Consider the following 17,256-nt stretch of genomic DNA (forward strand, 5'->3'; position numbering starts at 1 on the left):
TACAGCAATACAGCTATGGCAACCGGTCTTCTTGCTGCACCGGCATCGATACCGTATTTCCGCTGACCGACGGCCGCTCGGGCCGCTTTGCGACCGCGATAACCAGCCCAATCAACGCGACGATGCCGCCGGCGATCGACAGCGCCGCCCAATGATAATTTTCGAATACGGTCGAAAACCCCATCGCGATGATCGGGATCAGTACGCTCGACCAGGCCGCCTGCCCCGGCCCGACCGCCCGGATGACGTTGAAATAGAGCGGAAAGGTCACCGCGCTCGCAATGATGCCGAGATAAAGCACGCCACCAAGATAGACGGGCGTGGACTCGATCACCGGCGGGCCGGTGGTGATCCACGCATAGCTGCCGTCGGCGAGTGCGCCGAACAGCATCGCCCAGGCGATCATCACCACCATCGACTGCGCGCGCGCGAAGACCGTACCTTGCATCACATTCGCGGTCGACGCGCTCATCACGCCAGCAAGCGTCAATGCGGTGCCGAGCAGGACCTCGCCCGCCCCCACCGCCGCCGCGCGATATTCGTGCAGGATCATCAGCCCGACCCCGACGATCGCGATGCCCGCCCCCGCGAGGAAGCGCCCTTCGAGCGGCGTCTTCAGAAAGGCGCGCCCGAGCAAGGTGTTGGGCACGATCAGCAACGCGAAGAGCACCGCGACAAGGCCCGAGGTTATGTGCTGCTCGGCGCGATAGACGAAGTTGAAGTTCAGCGCGAACTGCGCGGCACCGAGGACCGCCGCAAAGACCATCGCGCGGGCCCCGATCCATATCTGCTCGCGCCGCATCGCGGCAAAGACGAACATCGCGATCGCCGCGACAGCGAAACGATAGGTCACCGACCAGCTCGGCGGAACGACGCCGAGCTGCCCCTTGATTACGATCCAGGTCGACCCCCAGATCAACGTGACCAGCGCGAAGGGCAACAGGACGCGGGGGCTGAGCAGCGTCGGCTGCTCGTCGCTCATAGCTGGCCGATCGCCGCCGCCAGCGGCGCGACCGCTTCGGCATCCTGATCCCAGCTGACGACCAGGCGCGCGGCGCCTTCGCCCCAGTCGTAGAAATCGAACCCGGCGGCGCGCAGCTTGGCGGCCTCTTCTGCGGTCATACGGACAAACAGTTCGTTCGCCTCGACCGGATACATCAAGCGGTTGCCGCACGCCGCCGCCAGCTTCGCCGCGCCGGCATTGGCGGCGCGTGCATTGGCCAACCACAGATCGTTCCGCAGCATCGCGCGGATCTGCGCTGCAACGAAGCGCCCCTTGCTGAGCAGGTGGCCGCCGCGTTTCTTGAGCTCACGCACACCGGGGCCGCCGCTGCCGCCGAAAAAGACGATCGCCTCGGCCATCATCGCGCCGTTTTTGGTGAAGCCGAACGACAGCGCGTCGACCCCGGCGCGCCATGTGACGTCGGCGGGCGCGCAGCCGAGAAAGGCGACAGCGTTGGCAAAACGCGCGCCATCCATATGCAACTTCAACCCTTTACCTTTCGCGATCGCACTGATCTCGCCGATCTCGTCGGCACGCCACGCGAGGCCATATTCGGTCGCGTTGGTAATGCTGACCGCCGCCGGTTGAACCTGATGCACGTCCTGACGGATTCCCGCGATCCGCGCCTTCAGGGCGGCGGCATCGATCTTCGCGCCGCGCCCCGGCAGCGGCATCAGCTTCGCGCCTCCCGAATAAAAGGTCGGCGCGCCGCATTCATCGACCTCGATATGCGCCTCTTCGTAGCAAAGAATGCCCTGCCACGGCCGCACGAAATGCGCGAGGATGATGCTGTTCGCTGCGGTCCCTGTCGGGATCCACACAACCTCGCAATCCGTCTCGAAAAGTTCTGAAAAGGCCGCGTCGAGCGACTGGCTGAGCGCGTCGCCGTCATAGGCCGTATCAACCCGATTGGCGGCGGCCATTGCCTCCATCACCGCCGGATGGACGGTCGCGGCATTGTCGGAGAAGAAGCGGGTCGCGGTCATGTCGCGCGCCTTATCGGCCCTGTTTCGCGAGCAATTTCAAGCGCAAGGCGTTGAGCTTGATAAAGCCCGCCGCATCTTTCTGGTCATAGGCGCCGGCATCGTCCTCGAACGTCACATGGCGTTCGCTGTAGAGGCTGAACGGCGACTTGCGGCCGACGACGCTCGCGTTGCCCTTGTAGAGCTTGAGCCGCACGGTGCCGGTGACATTTGCCTGGCTATGATCGATCGCTGCCTGCAGCATCTCGCGCTCGGGCGCAAACCAGAAGCCGTTGTAGATGAGCTCGGCATATTTCGGCATCAGCTCGTCTTTCAGGTGTGCGGCGCCGCGATCAAGGGTGATGCTTTCGATGCCGCGATGGGCGCGGGCATAGATTTCCCCACCGGGCGTCTCGTACATCCCCCGCGACTTCATGCCGACGAAGCGGTTCTCGACCAAATCGAGGCGGCCGATGCCATGCTTGCGGCCAAGGTCGTTCAACGCCGCAAGCAACGTCGCGGGCGACATCGCCCGACCGTTGAGCGCGACGCCGTCGCCCTTTTCGAAATCGATCGTGATATATTCGGGCGTGTCGGGCGCGTCCTCGGGATTGACGGTGCGCGAATAGACATAGTCGGGGGTCTCTTCCCACGGATCCTCGAGCACCTTGCCTTCGGACGAGGTGTGGAGGAGGTTCGCGTCGGTCGAGAAGGGGCTTTCGCCCCGCTTGTCCTTGGGCACCGGAATCTGGTTCTTCTCGGCGAAGTCGATCAACGCGGTGCGGCTGGTCAGGTCCCATTCGCGCCACGGCGCGATCACCTTGATGTCGGGGTTGAGTGCGTAGGCGCTGAGTTCGAAGCGCACCTGGTCGTTGCCCTTGCCTGTCGCGCCATGCGCAACCGCGTCGGCGCCCGTCTCGCGCGCGATCTCGACGAGCCGCTTCGAGATAAGCGGTCGCGCGATCGACGTACCGAGCAGATAATCGCCTTCGTAACGCGCATTGGCGCGCATCATCGGGAAGACGAAGTCGCGCACGAATTCTTCGCGCAGATCGTCGATATAGATGTGCTCGGGCTTGATCCCCATCAGTTCGGCCTTGGCACGCGCGGGTTCGAGTTCCTCGCCCTGCCCGAGGTCGGCGGTGAAGGTCACCACCTCGCAGCCATAGGTGACCTGCAGCCACTTCAGGATGACGCTGGTATCGAGGCCGCCCGAATAGGCGAGGACGACGCGCTTGAAGGACTCGGACATGGTGCACCTTTGGCGAGGGAAAGACGCGGGCGCGGCTAGCAGGGAGCCGGCGAACGCGCAACCGGCTTGGCGCTCCGCCGCGCGCAGACTATCGTCGGCGCCCGGGAGAAACGCCATGACCAAAGCCGAAATCAAGACCCAGGCGACCGAGGTTTCGGTCGCCGATTTCATCACCGCGGTGCCCGACGCGAGGCGCCGTGAGGAAGCCGCCATCATCGATGCGATCCACCGACGCGTCACCGGCCAGCCGCCCAAGATGTGGGGTCCGTCGATCATCGGCTATGGCAGCTATGACTATGTCTATGATAGCGGCCATTCGGGAACGATGTGCCGCGCCGGCTTCTCACCCCGCAAGGCCGCGACGACGCTCTATCTGATGGGAAATTACTGCGATCGCCAGCCCGAGGCCGACGCGCTCCTTGCCAGACTCGGCAAGCACAGGGCGGGCAAATCCTGCCTTTACATCAACAAGCTCGCCGATGTGGACATCGACGTGCTCGAACAGCTTGTTACGCTGAGTTGGGACGTCATGAACGAGCGCTACCCGACATAGCCTCGCTCGGCCTCGCCCATATAGTCGCGGGTCAGCGGCAGCGCATGGCGACTACGCGCGAACTGGATCTGGTAATTGCCCATCCCGCCGCTTTCGAACGCCGATGTCGCGCCGGCGAGATAGAAGCACCACATGCGAAAGAAGCGAACGCCCATCGTCGCCACGATCTCGTCCTCGTGCGCAAGCGTGCGCGCATACCATTGGCGCAGGGTGAGCGCATAATGCAGGCGCAGCGTTTCGATATCGGTCGCAATAAGCCGGCTCTTCTCGCTCGCCGCCAACGTCTCGCTGAGCGCGGGGATATAGCCCCCGGGGAAGATATATTTGCGGGTGAAGGCGTCGGTCGATCCCGGCTTGCCGAAACGCCCGATCGTGTGGAGCAGCATCACCCCTTCGGCGGTCATCAGATTGGCGGCGGCCCGAAAGAAAGTGTCGAAATTGGGGGCGCCGACATGCTCGAACATGCCGACTGACACAATGCGATCGAAACGCCCCGCCTCGCGCGCGGCGAGGTCGCGATAGTCGATCAGTTCGAAGGTCACCCGGTCGGCGACCCCCGCCGCTTGCGCGCGCTGACGCGCGAGCGCCAGCTGCTCTTCGGACAGGGTAATACCGAGGACATCGACCTTTTCGAGTTTCGCCAGCGTGATCGCCATCCCGCCCCAGCCGCAACCGATGTCGAGGATGCGCTGCCCCGGCGCGAGCGCAAGCTTCGCCGCGATATGCGCCTTTTTCGCGACCTGCGCCTCCTCCAACGTCATGCCGGGCCGCGGCCAATAGGCGCAGCTATATTGCATGTCCTCGTCGAGGAAGAGGCGATAGAGATCGTTGCCGATGTCGTAGTGATGCTTGACGTTGGCGCGCGACTGGCGCCGGCGGTTGATCGAGCCGATCCGCGTTTTCACCCACTCGGCGCGCCGGCCCAGCCACGTCTTGTCGTGCAGCTTCGCGCCGCGGTCCCATGGCGTGTTCGAGCGAATGAGCGCGACGAGTTCCATGATGTCGCCCTCGACCAGCTCCATCTCGCCATCCATGAATGCTTCGGCGGCGCCGAGGCGGGGGTCGAGAATGATGCGGTGCATCCCCTTGCGACTCGTGAAGCGGATCGTGACATTTGGGAGACCGTCGGCCGGCAGGCCATATTCCTCGCGCGAGCCATCGGGAGCGACAACGACAAGCCGCCCCTGACGAATGATCCGGGAGAGAAACGGACGCAGAATCGACATATTTATGCGCCGAATATTTGCACCGCGACGGGGCCGAGGTCAAATTCCGGCATACCATTCATAATCGATGCGATCCTCCCAATAGCCGCCCTTGCCCGCGCCGACGCCGTCGAGGCTCGCGACCGCCTCGATCGCGTTCACATATTTGGCGTGCTTATAGCCGAGCTGACGCTCGATGCGCAGGCGCAGTGGCGCGCCGTTGGCGATCGGCAACACCGCATCGTTGAGCGCCCAGGCGAGAATCGTCTGCGGATGCAAGGCATCTACCATGTCGCAGCTTTCATAATAGGGCGCGTCGCCGAGTCGGTCGGCGCAGCGGAAGACGATATAGCGCGCGCTTTCCCTTACCCCGGCCGCTGTGAGGATGCGGCCAAGCTGGACTCCCGTCCATTGTCCGATCGCGCTCCAGCCCTCGACGCAATCATGACGCGTGATCTGCGTGCGCTGCGGCATCGCGCGGATGTCGGCCATCGACAGCGACAGCGGACGCGCGACGAGACCGGAGACCCGAACGCGCCAGTCGGTAAAGCCGCTGGCGGCATGGGCGGCATAGTCGGCTCCGGCGGGGAGGCGCGTACCGTTCGGCCGGAAATAGGGCGACAGGTCGGCGCGGCTGAATTCGCGCGCGAGCGCATCGCGATCGATCAGCGCGCGCTGGCTAGCGCGATTCATTTCCTCACCCATCGACAATATCTTGCGGACGACCGGCGCGTCGTTGATCGCGTCGCAGCCCGACAACAACGGCAGCGCCGCTGCGGCCAGTCCGCCGGCGCGCGCGATGAGTTGGCGGCGCGGGAGGATGATATCGCTCATGCGCGCTCATCCTTCTCGGGTGGCAGGCGAAACCATCCGGTGATCATCGAGCGCAGTTCGTTGACCGGCCCCGCGAGCAGGACCATCGCGATATGGACGACGAAAAATGCCACGAGCGCCCACGCGATGATAAAGTGGATCGAGCGCGCCGACTGGCGCCCGCCGAAGATATCGAGCAGCCACGGCCAGGCCGCGTTCATTCCCGGCGACATGGTGAGCCCCGTCGCAATCATCAGCGGCAGCGCGAGAAAGATCACGCCGATATAGCTGAGCTTTTGCAATATGCCGTAACGCGCCGCGGCCTCGCCCTTCGGGAAGCGCAGCCGCGCATGCTCCTTCACATCGTGCCAGATGTGGCGCGGCGACCATTCGGCGCGGCGGACGTGCAGGTCCTTGCGCAAGTGCCCGGCAAAGAGCATCCACAGCATATAGAGCGCCAGCCCGACCGACAATATCCACGCGAACAGCAGGTGCCAGCGCCGCCCGTCGGCGAGGCTGTAGCTCGTCGGGATCGTCGCCCAGCCCGGAAAGGCCCAGGTCTTTTCCACACCCGCGGCATTGGTCCAGCGGCCGAGCACGCCAGTCGTATCGATCTTCCAGTCACTGATGCGCAGATAGCCCGTGTCGGCGGTCGATCCGATCGTGAACCATGCGCGATCGAAATTGGCGCCATAGTCGCCCCAATAGAGGCGCGGATGCGCGTTGAAGATCATCAGCCCGCTCATCAGGAGGATCAGCAGCGTGGCGGCGTTGACCCAATGCCAGATGCGCGTCGGCAGCCGGTGGCGATAAACGCGCACCGGCTGGGGCTTTTCGGGAGCGACGGGAGTTTCAGCCTCGGCCATGGTCCCGGTTCGCTTCCTTCCTTAGATTGGTTACGCGGCAACCTCCGCAGCATATTCGTCGCGATAGCGGTTCCGCAAGCTGACCTTGTCGATCTTTTCGCTGCCGAGCTTGGGCAGCGCGTCGTTCGACATCCAGATCTTGCACGGCACCTTGTACGGCGCCAGGCGCGCGCTGAGGAAGGCGACCAGATCCTCGGCGGTCACGCTGCTGCCCGGCTTCATCCACACCACCGCGCCGACGCATTCGCCGAGCCGCTCGTCGGGAAGCCCGAACACCGCGCATTCGTTCGCCTCGGGATGCTCGTAGATCGCGGCCTCGACTTCCTGACAGCTGATATTCTCGCCGCCGCGAATGATGATGTCTTTCTTGCGATCGACGATGAACAGATAGCCGTCCTCGTCGAGATAGCCGAGGTCGCCCGAACGGAAATAGCCATTGTCGAAAAAGGCCGCCTTCGTCGCCGCCTCATTGTTCCAATAGCCCTCGAAATTGGCGACCGACCGGATGCAGACTTCGCCGACGCCGCCCTGCGCCACCGGTTCGCCATTGTCGTCGAGGATCGCAAGATCGACGAGCGGCTTCGACGCGGGGCCAGTCGACAGCGGCTTGTCGACATAATTCTCGTTTATGATGCCGCAGCCGACCGCATTGGTTTCGGTCAGACCGTAACCGAGCAGCGGCTTTGCCTCACCCATTTCGGACGCAAGGCGCCGCACATGTTCAGGCGGACGCGGCGCGCCGCCGCCGGCGTAGCTCTTGCACGTCGACAAATCATAATTTTTGCGGTTCGGGCTGACGAGAATCTCATAGCTCATCAGCGGAACGCCCACGAAATAATTGACCTTCTCATCCTGGATCAGCCGCATCGCCTCGTCCGCATTCCACTTGGGCATCAGAACCAGCTTGCGCCCGATCGCGATGCTCTGGAGGAATACCGGAATTTCCGCGGTGACGTGGAACAGCGGGGTGCAGATCAACGTCGCGGGCTGGATGTCCGACATCAGCCCGTCCTGCGTGAGCAGATGGACGATGCTTGCGGTTTGGGTGACATAGTTGAAGATCGCCTGCACCACCGCATGATGGCGAGAATAGGCGCCCTTCGACTGGCCCGTCGAACCCGAGGTAAAAAGGATCGTCGCAAGATCGTCGCCGGTGAGGGCGGGCAAGGCCGTCCCGGCGCTGCCGCCCGCGCTCGTGATCGGGGCGATCGCTTCGTCGATCGGCTTTGAAAGATCGAGGGTGATGACCTTGGCGCCATGGCTGACGCCCGGTTCCGCGAGCCGCGCCGCGCGCTGGACGTCGGCGATAACCAGCTTCGCTTCGGCATCCTCGATGCCCGCGGCGAGCTCACCGCCCTGCCACCAGCCGTTGAGCAGCGTCGCGCAGCCGCCCGCCATCAACACGCCGAGGTATGAGACGCACCAGGCATTGGCGTTGCGCATCGCGATGCCGACGCGGTCGCCCCGCTCGACGCCATGCCCTTCGACGAGCGCCGCGGCGACCTTGCGCGCAGCGGCATAGACCTGTTTGAAGCTCAGCCGTTCGTCGCCCTCGACCAGAAAGGTCGCATCGCCATGCTGCGCACAAAAAAAGGCGAAATAGTCGGCCAGATTCGTCGGCGCGTTGGTGATGACGGGCAGCTCGCGGCCAAAGCGTTCGACGGACCCGACCTGGATCGGTCCGCCCGGGCCGGTGATCAGATTGTAAGCGGCTTCCAGGCGCAAATCGAGCGCAGATGGCATCGTGTATCTCTCCTCTTGGTCTCGCTCGCCTTACCCCTTATGGGGAGGCCTCTCCTGGGGAAGGACAGCGCGACGATATGTTTCTTTTTGCAACCTTAGCCGAAGCAACGCAATATCTTAACTTTCAGGATTTGATGGGGCCGAACAGCGAGATCGCATTCAGCGTCTTCGGCCTCCCCATCCGCTGGTATGCGCTCGCCTATCTCGCCGGCATTTTCGTCGGTTACTGGTATCTGTTGAAGCTGATCGCGCAGCCCGGCGCGCCGATGGCGCGGCGCCATGCCGACGACATGATCTTCTATGCGATGCTCGGGATCATCCTCGGCGGCAGGCTCGGCTATGTGCTCTTTTACAACCTCGGCAATTATATCCAGAAGCCGCTCGAAATCTTCAAATTGTGGGACGGCGGCATGTCACTCCACGGCGGCGTCATCGGCGTGCTGGTGGCGATCTGGTATGTGACGAAGAAGGAAAAGCTCAGCTTCCTGCGCTTTTGCGACTATATCGCCTGCGTCGTCCCCTTCGGCCTCTTCTTCGGCCGCCTCGCCAATTTCGTGAACGGCGAATTGTGGGGCCGGGCGACGACCGTGCCGTGGGCGATCATCTTTCCGGGCAGCGGCACGATGGATCCGCGCCACCCGAGCCAGCTTTACGAAGCCGGGCTCGAAGGGCTCTTGATGTTCGCAATCCTCGCCTTCTTCTTCTGGCGCACCGATGCGCGCTACAAGCCCGGCTTTCTGTTCGGCATGGCGGCGATCATCTATGGCCTCAGCCGTTTCGCGGTCGAGTTCGTGCGCGAGCCCGACGTCCAGCTCGGCACCTTGTCGTGGGGGCTGACGATGGGGCAGACGCTGACCATCCCGATGCTTCTCGCCGGCGCATGGCTCGTCGCGACCGCGAAGGGGCGCCGCCAGCGCGTCGAACCGGTCGCCGGACTCGACAGCGTTGCGTGACGGGACGCCGAACCCCGAGCAGCTGATCGGCGACATCGCGGCGGCGCGAGCGATGACCGTTGCCGACTATATCGCGGCCGCAAACGCGCATTATTATGCGACACGCGATCCGCTCGGCGCCGCCGGCGATTTCACCACCGCGCCCGAGATCAGCCAGATGTTCGGCGAGATGATCGGCATCTGGATCGCCGACCTCTGGTCGCGCGCGGGCAGTCCGGCGTTCCGCTATGCCGAGCTCGGCCCGGGCCGCGGCACGCTTGCTGCCGATGCGCTGCGCGCGATGGCGCGCTTCGGATGCACGCCGCAGGGCGTCCATCTCGTCGAGACGAGCCCGGCGCTGCGAGCCGCGCAGTCGGCGCGCCTGCCGGCGGCGATGCACCACGACGACATCGCCGACCTGCCGGGCGAAGACGCGATCGTCATCATCGCCAATGAATTTTTCGACGCGCTGCCGGCGCATCAATATGTCCGCACCGCTGATGGTTGGCGCGAGCGTATGGTCGAGCGCGTCGACGGCAAATTGACGGCCGTGCCCGGTGCCGCCCCCGCCGACGATCATGTTCCGGTGGCTCTACGCGGCCGTGGCGAAGGGGATATCGTCGAAACCGCCCCCGCATCGGCGACGATCATGCAGAACTGCGCGTTTCGCCTCGTCCGTCACGGCGGCGCGATGCTGGTCGTCGACTATGGCTATCGCGGGCCCGCCGCCGGCGACACGTTGCAGGCGGTGAAGGCGCATCGATTCGCCGATCCCTTCGCCGATCCCGGCAACGTCGACCTTACCACCCATGTCGATTTCACGCCGCTCGCGCATGCGGCGCGGCGCGGCGGGGTCGTGGTGACCGGCCCGGTCGGCCAGGGCGCATGGCTGCAGGCGATGGGCATCGACGCGCGGTTGCGGGCGCTCGCGAGCACGGCACCCGGCCGCGCCGACGAGCTGAGGGCGCAACGCGACCGGCTCGTCGAGCCGCAAGCGATGGGCGAATTGTTCAAGGTTATGGCCGCCACCGCCCCCGGCTGGCCGCGACCCCAAGGCTTCGGGGCAATCGAGGAACCGGCATGACGACCATCACTCTGGCCCGCGACGAGGACGTCGGCGAGTTGACGCTGTTCGCGAGCACGGCCTTCACCCACACTTTCGGGCATATCTACGATCCCGCCGACCTTGCGGCCTTCCTCGCGGGCTGGAACCCGCCCGAACGCATACGCGACCAGATCGCCGATCCCGGCTGGGCGATTGCCTTGGCCCATGACGATGCGGGCGCGATCGCCGGCTTCATCAAGATGGGCCCGATCGATTTCGAATTGCCTGAGGGTCAGCCGGGCGACGATGCCACCGAACTCCACCAGCTTTATGTCGGAGAAGCCGCGAAGGGCACCGGCATCGCCGTCGCGCTGATGGATTGGGGCATCGAATGGGCGCGCGCGCGCGCGTCGATCCTCTATCTTTCGGTGTTCACTGAAAATCCGCGCGCGCAGGCCTTTTACCGTCGCTACGGTTTCGTCGATGTCGGCCGCAACGCCTTTCGCGTCGGCAATCATGTCGACGAGGACCGCATCTTCCGGCTCGACCTGTGACCGCGCCCTTCGTCACCGCGCCCACGCTGGACGGCGTCGCGCACGGTTTCTTCGGCCGCCGCGGCGGCGTGTCGAGCGGGGATCTCGCCTCGCTCAACTGCGGCCTCGGCTCGGGCGACGATCCGGTGCTGATTGGCGAGAACCGGCGACGCGTGGTCGATGCTGCGTTGCCCGATGCGGCACTCTCCGGCCTCTATCAGGTTCACGGCAATCGCTGCGCGATCGTCGATGCGGGCAGCGATCTCGCCGCACGCCCCGAAGCCGACGCCCATGCGACGCGCACGCCCGGCATCCTGCTCGGTATATTGACCGCCGACTGCGTCCCCGTGCTCTTCGCCGACCGCGACGCCGGCGTCGTCGGCGCGGCGCACGCGGGCTGGAAAGGCGCGCTCGCCGGGATTACCGACGCGACACTGAATGCGATGGAAAGCCTCGGCGCCCGCCGAGCCCATATCGCCGCCGCGATCGGCCCCTGCATCGGCCGCGCCTCCTACGAGGTCGACGATGGCTTCGTTCAGCGCTTCGTCGGCGACGATCCCGCGAACGAACGCTTCTTCGCCGCCGGCAAGCCCGGCCACGCGATGTTCGACATCGCCGCCTATGTCGCGGCGCGCCTCGCCGCGGCGGGCGTCACGCGAATTGCCATCGGCGGGCAGGACACCTATGCCAATCCCCAGGATTATTTCAGCTATCGCCGCGCGTGCCATAAGGGGGAAAATACCTATGGCCGCCAGCTATCGGTGATCGGACTGGCGGGAGGATAAGAGGCAAGATGACGCGCACGCGCTGGCTGGGATTGATCGGCGGGCTCGTCGTCTTCGGCATCATGCTTCTGCTCCCGGCCCCCGCCGGAATGGAAATCACCGCTTGGCGCGTCGCGGCGCTCACCGTGCTGATGGCAATCTGGTGGATGACCGAGGCGCTGCCGCTCACCGTCACCGCGCTCCTCCCCTTCCTCACCGTGCCCGCCTTCGGCGTGATGGACGCCAATGACATCGCGAAGGAATATTATTCGCCGATCCTGTTCCTGATCCTCGGCGGCGCCTTCCTCGCGCTCGCGATCGAGCGCGTCGGGCTGCACCGGCGGCTCGCGCTCGCATTGCTCAAGCGCGCGTCGCCGACCGCATCGGGCCTGCTCTTCGCCTTCATGGCGGCGACCGCGCTACTCAGCATGTTCATCTCGAACACCTCGACGACGCTGATCATGATCCCGATCGCGCTCGCCGTCGTGCGCGCGGGCGGCGTGCAGGACGGCGAGACCGAGGGTTTCGCCGGCGCCGTGATGATGGGCATCGCCTTCGCCGCCTCGCTCGGCGGGCTCGGCACGCTCGTCGGCAGCCCGACCAACGCGATCGCCGCTGGGCTGATCGAAAAGGCGCTCGACATGCGCATCTCCTTCCTCGACTGGGCGATCTACGGCGTGCCGATCGTGCTGTTGTCGGTGCCCATGGCGATGTGGATTCTCGCGCGTGTCCAACGCCTTGCCGAGCATCCTTTCGACGGTACCGCCGCAGCGACCGCGCTGGGCAATCAGGCGATCTGGTCGGCGGCCGAGCGCCGCGTCGTCCCGATCTTCCTCCTCGTTCTCGTCGCTTGGATCGCGCAGCCGTGGCTCGAACCGATGCTGCCCGACGGCGCGCTCACCGACGGCACGATCGCCGTTGCGGGCAGTCTGCTGCTCTTCATCCTGCCCGACGGCACCGGGCGCCCGCTCCTCCTCTGGAAAGAGGCCGACCGCGCGCCGTGGGGCGTCATCATGATGTTCGGCGGCGGCCTCGCACTCGCCGCAGCAATAACCGCGAGCGGCCTCGCAGCCTGGCTCGGCGCCGTGCTTGCGCCGCTCGGCAGCGTGCCGACGATCCTGCTCGCCGCGACGATCGTCGCGCTGACCATCCTGATCACCGAATTTGCCAGCAATGTCGCGACCGCGAGCGGGATCATGCCCGTGCTCGCAGCGTTGATCGCGGCGACGGGGGTCGACCCGATCCTGCTCGCGCTGCCCGTCGCGATGGCCGCCAGCTGGGGCTTCATGCTGCCGTCGGGGACCGGCCCGAACGCGCTCGCCTGGGCGACCGGCCATATCGCGCTGCCGCGCATATTGAAGGCGGGTATTGCACTCGACATCATCGGCGTTCCGCTCCTCATCGGGGTGATCTGGGCCATCGCGGCGGTCACCTGAGCCACGCAATATAGTTTCAAACGAAACTTTGCGCGCTATAAGGACCGCGACAATCAAGGAGCATTCCCCCATGGCCATGCGCGGCAAACCCAAGACGAACACGAAGAAAATCGGCAACAAGGACCTCAGCCCCGCAACGCTGATGATGGGACTCGGCTACGATCCCGTGCTCTCCGAAGGCTCGCTGAAGCCGCCGATCTTCCTGACCTCGACCTTCGCGTTCGAAAGCGCGGCGGCGGGCAAGCGCTTCTTCGAACATATCACCGGCAAGCGCGAAGGGCCCGCCGACGGCCTCGTCTATTCGCGCTTCAACGGCCCCAATCAGGAAATCCTCGAGGACCGGCTCGCGGTATGGGACGGCGCCGACGACAGCCTCGTCTTTTCCAGCGGCATGTCGGCGATCGCCACCCTGCTCCTCGCGCTCGTCGGCCAGAATGACGTGATCGTCCATTCCGGCCCCCTTTATGCAGCGACCGAAACGCTGATCGCGCGCATACTGTCGCGCTTCGGCGTCAGCTTCGTCGACTTCCCGGCGGGTGCGACGCGCGACGAACTCGACGCAATCCTCGCGCGCGCCAGAGCGCTTGCGGACGAAAAGGGTGGCAAGGTTGCGCTCGTCTATCTCGAAAGCCCGGCGAACCCGACCAACGCGCTCGTCGATGTCGAGGCCGTTCGCGCCGCGCGCGACGCCGCCTTCGCCGACGATACGAAGCCCGCGATCGCGATCGACAACACTTTCCTCGGGCCACTGTGGCAAAAGCCGCTGAAGCAGGGCGCCGAGCTCGTCGTCTACAGCCTCACCAAATATGCCGGCGGCCATTCGGACCTCGTCGCCGGCGGCGTGTCGGGCGACCAGGCGCTGATCAACATCATCCGCCCGATGCGCAACACGATCGGCACGATCTGCGACCCCAACACCGCCTGGATGTTGCTCCGCAGCCTCGAAACGCTCGAGCTGCGCATGAGCCGCGCGGGCGAGAATGCGCTGAAGGTCTGCACCTATCTTCGCGATCATCCGAAGGTCGAGGGTCTCGGCTATCTCGGCTTCATCACCGATCCGCGCCAGAAGGATATTTTCGACCGCCATTGTACCGGCGCCGGATCGACCTTCTCGCTCTTCATCAAGGGCGGCGAGGCCGAAAGCTTCCGCTTCCTCGACACGCTCAAGATCGCAAAGCTCGCGGTCAGCCTCGGCGGCACGGAAACGCTCGCGAGCCACCCCGCCGCGATGACCCACCTGTCGGTCCCCGACGAGCGCAAGAAAGCGCTGGGCATCACCGACAATCTGGTGCGGGTGTCGATCGGGATCGAGGACGCCGACGACCTGATCGCCGACTTCGCACAGGCGCTGGACGCGGTCTAACGCCCGCGCCTTGCGCGCCAGTCGACGACCTGCCAGCCCATTTTGGGCGCGAGCTGCTTGAGCCCTCGCGACGGCGTGGTGGCGACCGCCTCGTCGGCGAAATACAGCATCGGATGGTCCGAGACATGATCCGAATAGGCGCGCACATGCGCCGCCTCGCGGGTGATGTCGTTCGCGGCGAGCCAGTCGGAAATGCGCGCGAATTTGGCGTCGCCATAGCAATTGTCGCCGGCAAGCCGCGCGTGGATATGGTCGGCGCCGTCGGGCTCGTCGAGCCGCGTCGCGAGCACGTCGTCGATCCCCAGCCGCCGCGCGATCGCGTCGACATAGAGGTGGAAGGACGCCGTCGCGAGCAGCAGCCGGTATCCCGCCTCCCGGTCGGCTGCGATCTGTTCGAGCGCCGCCGGATGCAAGCCGCGCGACACCACCTTGTCGGCATAGCTTTCGGCGAGCGGCGCGATCTCGGCGCGGCGAAAGCGTTTCCCGACAAGCAAACGAAGGTTGATCGCCTTCAATCGCGACCGATCGATCAAGCGCAGCGACCAGGCCACGCCCGCGAGCGCGACCAGCGGCAGCAGCAACAGCCGCCATTGCTGACGACGCCGCGCAACATGGATGAGGAACCCGCTGTAAGTCCCTGAACGCGTTATGGTCCGGTCCATGTCGTACACCGCGACGCGATGCGTATAATCAGGAACGGCGGTGACAAGCGGATCGTCCATCCCTGTTCCTTAGTTGGGGGACATCTCACCGCCAAGACCCGACAAGCCCGACCATGGATTCGCTTGCCGTGGTGGGGCAAATAATACAATGTCGCCCGCACGATGGTGGCCAGGGCGGATTTCGAACATAGCGATGGTGCCGATGGCGCCGAAGTCCGCTTTACAGGCCGGCTGACGCTCGCCCGCCTGGGCGACGTGCCGGCGCGGCTCGACGCGCTCGGCGCGATCGCGACGCTGGACCTGTCGGCGATCGACCGGATCGACACCGTCGGCGCGTGGATCGTGACGCGCACCGCCAAGGAACATGGTTCGCAGGTCGTCGGCGCGAGCGCCGAGGCCGAGCGCCTGCTCGACGCGCTCGCCAGCGACAAGAGCGAATATCGCGTCCACCGCGACCGCCGCCCGGCGTGGATGCGGATGCTCGAACAAGTCGGGACGGCAAGCGTCGCGATCTGGCATGAACTGCTCGGCATCATCGGTTTTTTCGGCGCTATGATCGTCGCCCTTTTCAACCAGATTCGCGCACGCCGCCGTCTGCGCTGGAATGCCATCGTCACGCGCTTCCAGACTGTCGGCGTCGACGCCTTGCCCATTATCGGCCTGATGAGCTTCCTGATCGGAATTGTCATTGCCCAGCAGGGCGCGGTGCAGCTCGAACAATTCGGGCTCGAGGTGTTTACGATCAATCTCGTCGGCCGTGCCTCGATCCGCGAACTCGGCCTCTTGATGACCGCGATCATGGTCGCGGGCCGCTCCGGCTCGGCCTTTGCCGCGCAAATCGGCACGATGAAGCTGACCGAAGAGGTCGATGCGATGCGCACCATCGGCGTGTCGCCGATGGAGGCGATCGTGCTGCCCCGCGTTGCCGCGTCGACGATCACCATGCCTCTGCTCGGCTTTTACGCCAGCCTGTGCGCGATCGCGGGCGGCGGTCTCTTCTGTTGGGTCGGGCTCGACATTCCGCCGCTCACTTATATTCAGCGTCTGCGCGAAATCATCCCGATGACCGATTTCTGGATCATGCTGATCAAGGCGCCGGTGTTCGGCATCCTGATCGGCGTCACCGGATGCTATGAGGGAATGCAGGTGCGCCAAAATGCCGAAGAGGTCGGGCAGCGCACGACCTCGGCCGTTGTCGCCGCGATCTTCCTCGTCATCGTCCTCGACGCGATGTTCGCCGTCTTCTTCTCGTCGCTGGGATGGAATTGATGGCCGAAGAGACCGACATCGAAATCCGCGAGGAGCTTGCCGCCGCCGACGCCGTGCGGCCCGAAAAGTTCGAGCGCGCCATCTGTATCCGCGGACTCAAGAACCAGTTCGGCGACGCGGTGATCCACGACGGGCTCGATCTCGACGTGCGCTCGGGCGAGATTCTCGGCGTCGTCGGCGGGTCGGGCACCGGCAAGTCCGTGCTGATGCGCTCGATCATCGGGCTGCAGACGCCGGCCGCGGGCGAAATCGAAGTCTATGGCAAGACGCTCGATACGATCGCCGACGAAGAGGAATCGCGCGACCTGCGGCGGCGCTGGGGCGTGATGTTCCAGGGCGGCGCGCTCTTCTCGACGCTCAGCGTCGCCGAAAATATCCAGGTTCCATTGCGCGAATATTATCCCCGGCTCGACGCGAATCTGCTCGACGAGATCGCCGCTTACAAGGTCGAGATGGTCGGCTTGCCGCCCGATGCGGGCCCCAAATATCCGGCCGAGCTGTCGGGCGGGATGGTCAAGCGCGCAGGCCTCGCGCGCGCGCTCGCGCTCGATCCGGCGCTGCTCTTCCTTGACGAGCCGACCGCGGGTCTCGACCCGATCGGCGCCGCCAAGTTCGACGAGCTGATCCGCGAGCTGGCTGACACGATGGGCCTGACCGTCTTCCTCATCACGCACGATCTCGACACGCTTTACGCCACCTGCGACCGCGTCGCGGTGCTCGCTGAAAAGAAGGTGATCGCGGTGGGCACCATTCCCGAACTGCTCGCCACCGAGCATCCGTGGATACAGGATTATTTCAATGGGCCGCGCGGCCGTGCTGCGGCGGGCGGGAACCAAACCGCGCGCGCGCGATAGG

At 65.0% G+C, this 17,256-nt stretch carries 17 protein-coding genes; 9 read left to right on the top strand and 8 right to left on the bottom strand.

Going from position 1 to position 17,256, the window contains the following annotated elements; translation table 11 throughout:
• Positions 1 to 13: 13 nt before the first annotated feature.
• Genes E5675_RS14565 through E5675_RS14575 form a run of 3 tightly spaced genes read right to left on the bottom strand, consistent with a single transcriptional unit; the run spans position 14 to position 3,217 of the window.
• On the bottom strand, positions 14 to 982 hold the full coding sequence (locus E5675_RS14565; RefSeq protein WP_136175149.1) for a DMT family transporter: 969 nt from the start codon (positions 980 to 982) through the stop codon (positions 14 to 16).
• On the bottom strand, positions 979 to 1,989 hold the full coding sequence (locus E5675_RS14570) for a beta-eliminating lyase-related protein (RefSeq protein WP_136175150.1): 1,011 nt from the start codon (positions 1,987 to 1,989) through the stop codon (positions 979 to 981). The genes E5675_RS14565 and E5675_RS14570 overlap by 4 nt, the downstream gene beginning before the upstream one ends.
• A gap of 10 nt (positions 1,990 to 1,999) precedes the next feature.
• Positions 2,000 to 3,217 carry an argininosuccinate synthase gene (locus tag E5675_RS14575; protein WP_136175151.1) on the bottom strand — a complete coding sequence of 406 codons (1,218 nt, stop codon included), beginning with the start codon at positions 3,215 to 3,217 and terminating at the stop codon, positions 2,000 to 2,002.
• 115 nt (positions 3,218 to 3,332) lie between these two features.
• Between E5675_RS14575 and E5675_RS14580 the strand changes: the two genes are divergently transcribed.
• Positions 3,333 to 3,770 (top strand): DUF1801 domain-containing protein, encoded by a 438-nt coding sequence (locus E5675_RS14580; RefSeq protein ID WP_136175152.1) that lies wholly within the window; start codon positions 3,333 to 3,335, stop codon positions 3,768 to 3,770.
• Here the strand turns inward: E5675_RS14580 and E5675_RS14585 are convergent.
• The 4 genes from E5675_RS14585 to E5675_RS14600 are packed head-to-tail and all read right to left on the bottom strand — an operon-like array spanning position 3,758 to position 8,397.
• On the bottom strand, positions 3,758 to 4,996 hold the full coding sequence (locus E5675_RS14585) for a cyclopropane-fatty-acyl-phospholipid synthase family protein (RefSeq protein ID WP_210727538.1): 1,239 nt from the start codon (positions 4,994 to 4,996) through the stop codon (positions 3,758 to 3,760). The two genes, E5675_RS14580 and E5675_RS14585, sit on opposite strands and share 13 nt — an antisense overlap.
• A gap of 39 nt (positions 4,997 to 5,035) precedes the next feature.
• Positions 5,036 to 5,809 carry a molybdopterin-dependent oxidoreductase gene (locus E5675_RS14590; RefSeq protein ID WP_136175154.1) on the bottom strand — a complete coding sequence of 258 codons (774 nt, stop codon included), beginning with the start codon at positions 5,807 to 5,809 and terminating at the stop codon, positions 5,036 to 5,038.
• Entirely contained in the window at positions 5,806 to 6,654 is an 849-nt protein-coding gene (locus E5675_RS14595) for a cytochrome b/b6 domain-containing protein (protein ID WP_136175155.1), read from the bottom strand. Before E5675_RS14595 ends, E5675_RS14590 begins: the two co-directional genes overlap by 4 nt.
• Before the next feature lie 30 nt (positions 6,655 to 6,684).
• Complete coding sequence (locus tag E5675_RS14600; protein WP_136175156.1) at positions 6,685 to 8,397, bottom strand: class I adenylate-forming enzyme family protein; 1,713 nt, start codon at positions 8,395 to 8,397, stop codon at positions 6,685 to 6,687.
• A gap of 134 nt (positions 8,398 to 8,531) precedes the next feature.
• Here E5675_RS14600 and lgt point away from each other — a divergent pair, with 134 nt between their 5' ends.
• The 6 genes from lgt to E5675_RS14630 all read left to right on the top strand — a co-directional run bounded on the left by lgt (position 8,532) and on the right by E5675_RS14630 (position 14,470).
• Complete coding sequence (gene lgt / locus E5675_RS14605) at positions 8,532 to 9,350, top strand: prolipoprotein diacylglyceryl transferase (protein ID WP_247594893.1); 819 nt, start codon at positions 8,532 to 8,534, stop codon at positions 9,348 to 9,350.
• Positions 9,343 to 10,413, top strand: a complete 1,071-nt coding sequence (locus E5675_RS14610; RefSeq protein ID WP_348769803.1) for an SAM-dependent methyltransferase — start codon at positions 9,343 to 9,345, stop codon at positions 10,411 to 10,413. The genes lgt and E5675_RS14610 overlap by 8 nt, the downstream gene beginning before the upstream one ends.
• Positions 10,410 to 10,928, top strand: a complete 519-nt coding sequence (locus E5675_RS14615; protein WP_136175158.1) for a GNAT family N-acetyltransferase — start codon at positions 10,410 to 10,412, stop codon at positions 10,926 to 10,928. The genes E5675_RS14610 and E5675_RS14615 overlap by 4 nt, the downstream gene beginning before the upstream one ends.
• On the top strand, positions 10,925 to 11,692 hold the full coding sequence (gene pgeF, locus E5675_RS14620) for a peptidoglycan editing factor PgeF (protein WP_136175159.1): 768 nt from the start codon (positions 10,925 to 10,927) through the stop codon (positions 11,690 to 11,692). The genes E5675_RS14615 and pgeF overlap by 4 nt, the downstream gene beginning before the upstream one ends.
• 8 nt (positions 11,693 to 11,700) lie before the next feature.
• On the top strand, positions 11,701 to 13,107 hold the full coding sequence (locus E5675_RS14625; protein ID WP_136175160.1) for a DASS family sodium-coupled anion symporter: 1,407 nt from the start codon (positions 11,701 to 11,703) through the stop codon (positions 13,105 to 13,107).
• A 70-nt stretch (positions 13,108 to 13,177) separates the two neighbouring features.
• On the top strand, positions 13,178 to 14,470 hold the full coding sequence (locus E5675_RS14630) for a cystathionine gamma-synthase family protein (RefSeq protein WP_136175161.1): 1,293 nt from the start codon (positions 13,178 to 13,180) through the stop codon (positions 14,468 to 14,470).
• Here E5675_RS14630 and E5675_RS14635 read toward each other — a convergent pair.
• Entirely contained in the window at positions 14,467 to 15,192 is a 726-nt protein-coding gene (locus E5675_RS14635; RefSeq protein WP_136175162.1) for an HAD-IB family hydrolase, read from the bottom strand. The genes E5675_RS14630 and E5675_RS14635 overlap by 4 nt on opposite strands.
• Before the next feature lie 102 nt (positions 15,193 to 15,294).
• Between E5675_RS14635 and E5675_RS14640 the strand changes: the two genes are divergently transcribed.
• Together E5675_RS14640 and E5675_RS14645 are read left to right on the top strand one after the other, a co-directional pair.
• Entirely contained in the window at positions 15,295 to 16,401 is a 1,107-nt protein-coding gene (locus E5675_RS14640) for an ABC transporter permease (protein WP_136175163.1), read from the top strand.
• Entirely contained in the window at positions 16,401 to 17,255 is an 855-nt protein-coding gene (locus tag E5675_RS14645) for an ABC transporter ATP-binding protein (protein ID WP_210727539.1), read from the top strand. The genes E5675_RS14640 and E5675_RS14645 overlap by 1 nt, the downstream gene beginning before the upstream one ends.
• The last annotated feature ends 1 nt before the right edge of the window (position 17,256 follow it).

Origin of the sequence: Sphingopyxis sp. PAMC25046 (assembly GCF_004795895.1) — a bacterium.
Lineage (GTDB): Bacteria > Pseudomonadota > Alphaproteobacteria > Sphingomonadales > Sphingomonadaceae > Sphingopyxis.

What these genes read in the sequence shown, in the direction of transcription:
- E5675_RS14565 (WP_136175149.1), bottom strand. Translation starts at nt 982, where the DNA reads ATGAGCGACGAGCAGCCGACGCTGCTCAGCCCCCGCGTCCTGTTGCCC.
- E5675_RS14570 (WP_136175150.1), bottom strand. Translation starts at nt 1,989, where the DNA reads ATGACCGCGACCCGCTTCTTCTCCGACAATGCCGCGACCGTCCATCCG.
- E5675_RS14575 (WP_136175151.1), bottom strand. Translation starts at nt 3,217, where the DNA reads ATGTCCGAGTCCTTCAAGCGCGTCGTCCTCGCCTATTCGGGCGGCCTC.
- E5675_RS14580 (WP_136175152.1), top strand. Translation starts at nt 3,333, where the DNA reads ATGACCAAAGCCGAAATCAAGACCCAGGCGACCGAGGTTTCGGTCGCC.
- E5675_RS14585 (WP_210727538.1), bottom strand. Translation starts at nt 4,996, where the DNA reads ATGTCGATTCTGCGTCCGTTTCTCTCCCGGATCATTCGTCAGGGGCGG.
- E5675_RS14590 (WP_136175154.1), bottom strand. Translation starts at nt 5,809, where the DNA reads ATGAGCGATATCATCCTCCCGCGCCGCCAACTCATCGCGCGCGCCGGC.
- E5675_RS14595 (WP_136175155.1), bottom strand. Translation starts at nt 6,654, where the DNA reads ATGGCCGAGGCTGAAACTCCCGTCGCTCCCGAAAAGCCCCAGCCGGTG.
- E5675_RS14600 (WP_136175156.1), bottom strand. Translation starts at nt 8,397, where the DNA reads ATGCCATCTGCGCTCGATTTGCGCCTGGAAGCCGCTTACAATCTGATC.
- lgt (WP_247594893.1), top strand. Translation starts at nt 8,532, where the DNA reads ATGGGGCCGAACAGCGAGATCGCATTCAGCGTCTTCGGCCTCCCCATC.
- E5675_RS14615 (WP_136175158.1), top strand. Translation starts at nt 10,410, where the DNA reads ATGACGACCATCACTCTGGCCCGCGACGAGGACGTCGGCGAGTTGACG.
- E5675_RS14625 (WP_136175160.1), top strand. Translation starts at nt 11,701, where the DNA reads ATGACGCGCACGCGCTGGCTGGGATTGATCGGCGGGCTCGTCGTCTTC.
- E5675_RS14630 (WP_136175161.1), top strand. Translation starts at nt 13,178, where the DNA reads ATGGCCATGCGCGGCAAACCCAAGACGAACACGAAGAAAATCGGCAAC.
- E5675_RS14635 (WP_136175162.1), bottom strand. Translation starts at nt 15,192, where the DNA reads ATGGACGATCCGCTTGTCACCGCCGTTCCTGATTATACGCATCGCGTC.
- E5675_RS14640 (WP_136175163.1), top strand. Translation starts at nt 15,295, where the DNA reads ATGGTGGCCAGGGCGGATTTCGAACATAGCGATGGTGCCGATGGCGCC.
- E5675_RS14645 (WP_210727539.1), top strand. Translation starts at nt 16,401, where the DNA reads ATGGCCGAAGAGACCGACATCGAAATCCGCGAGGAGCTTGCCGCCGCC.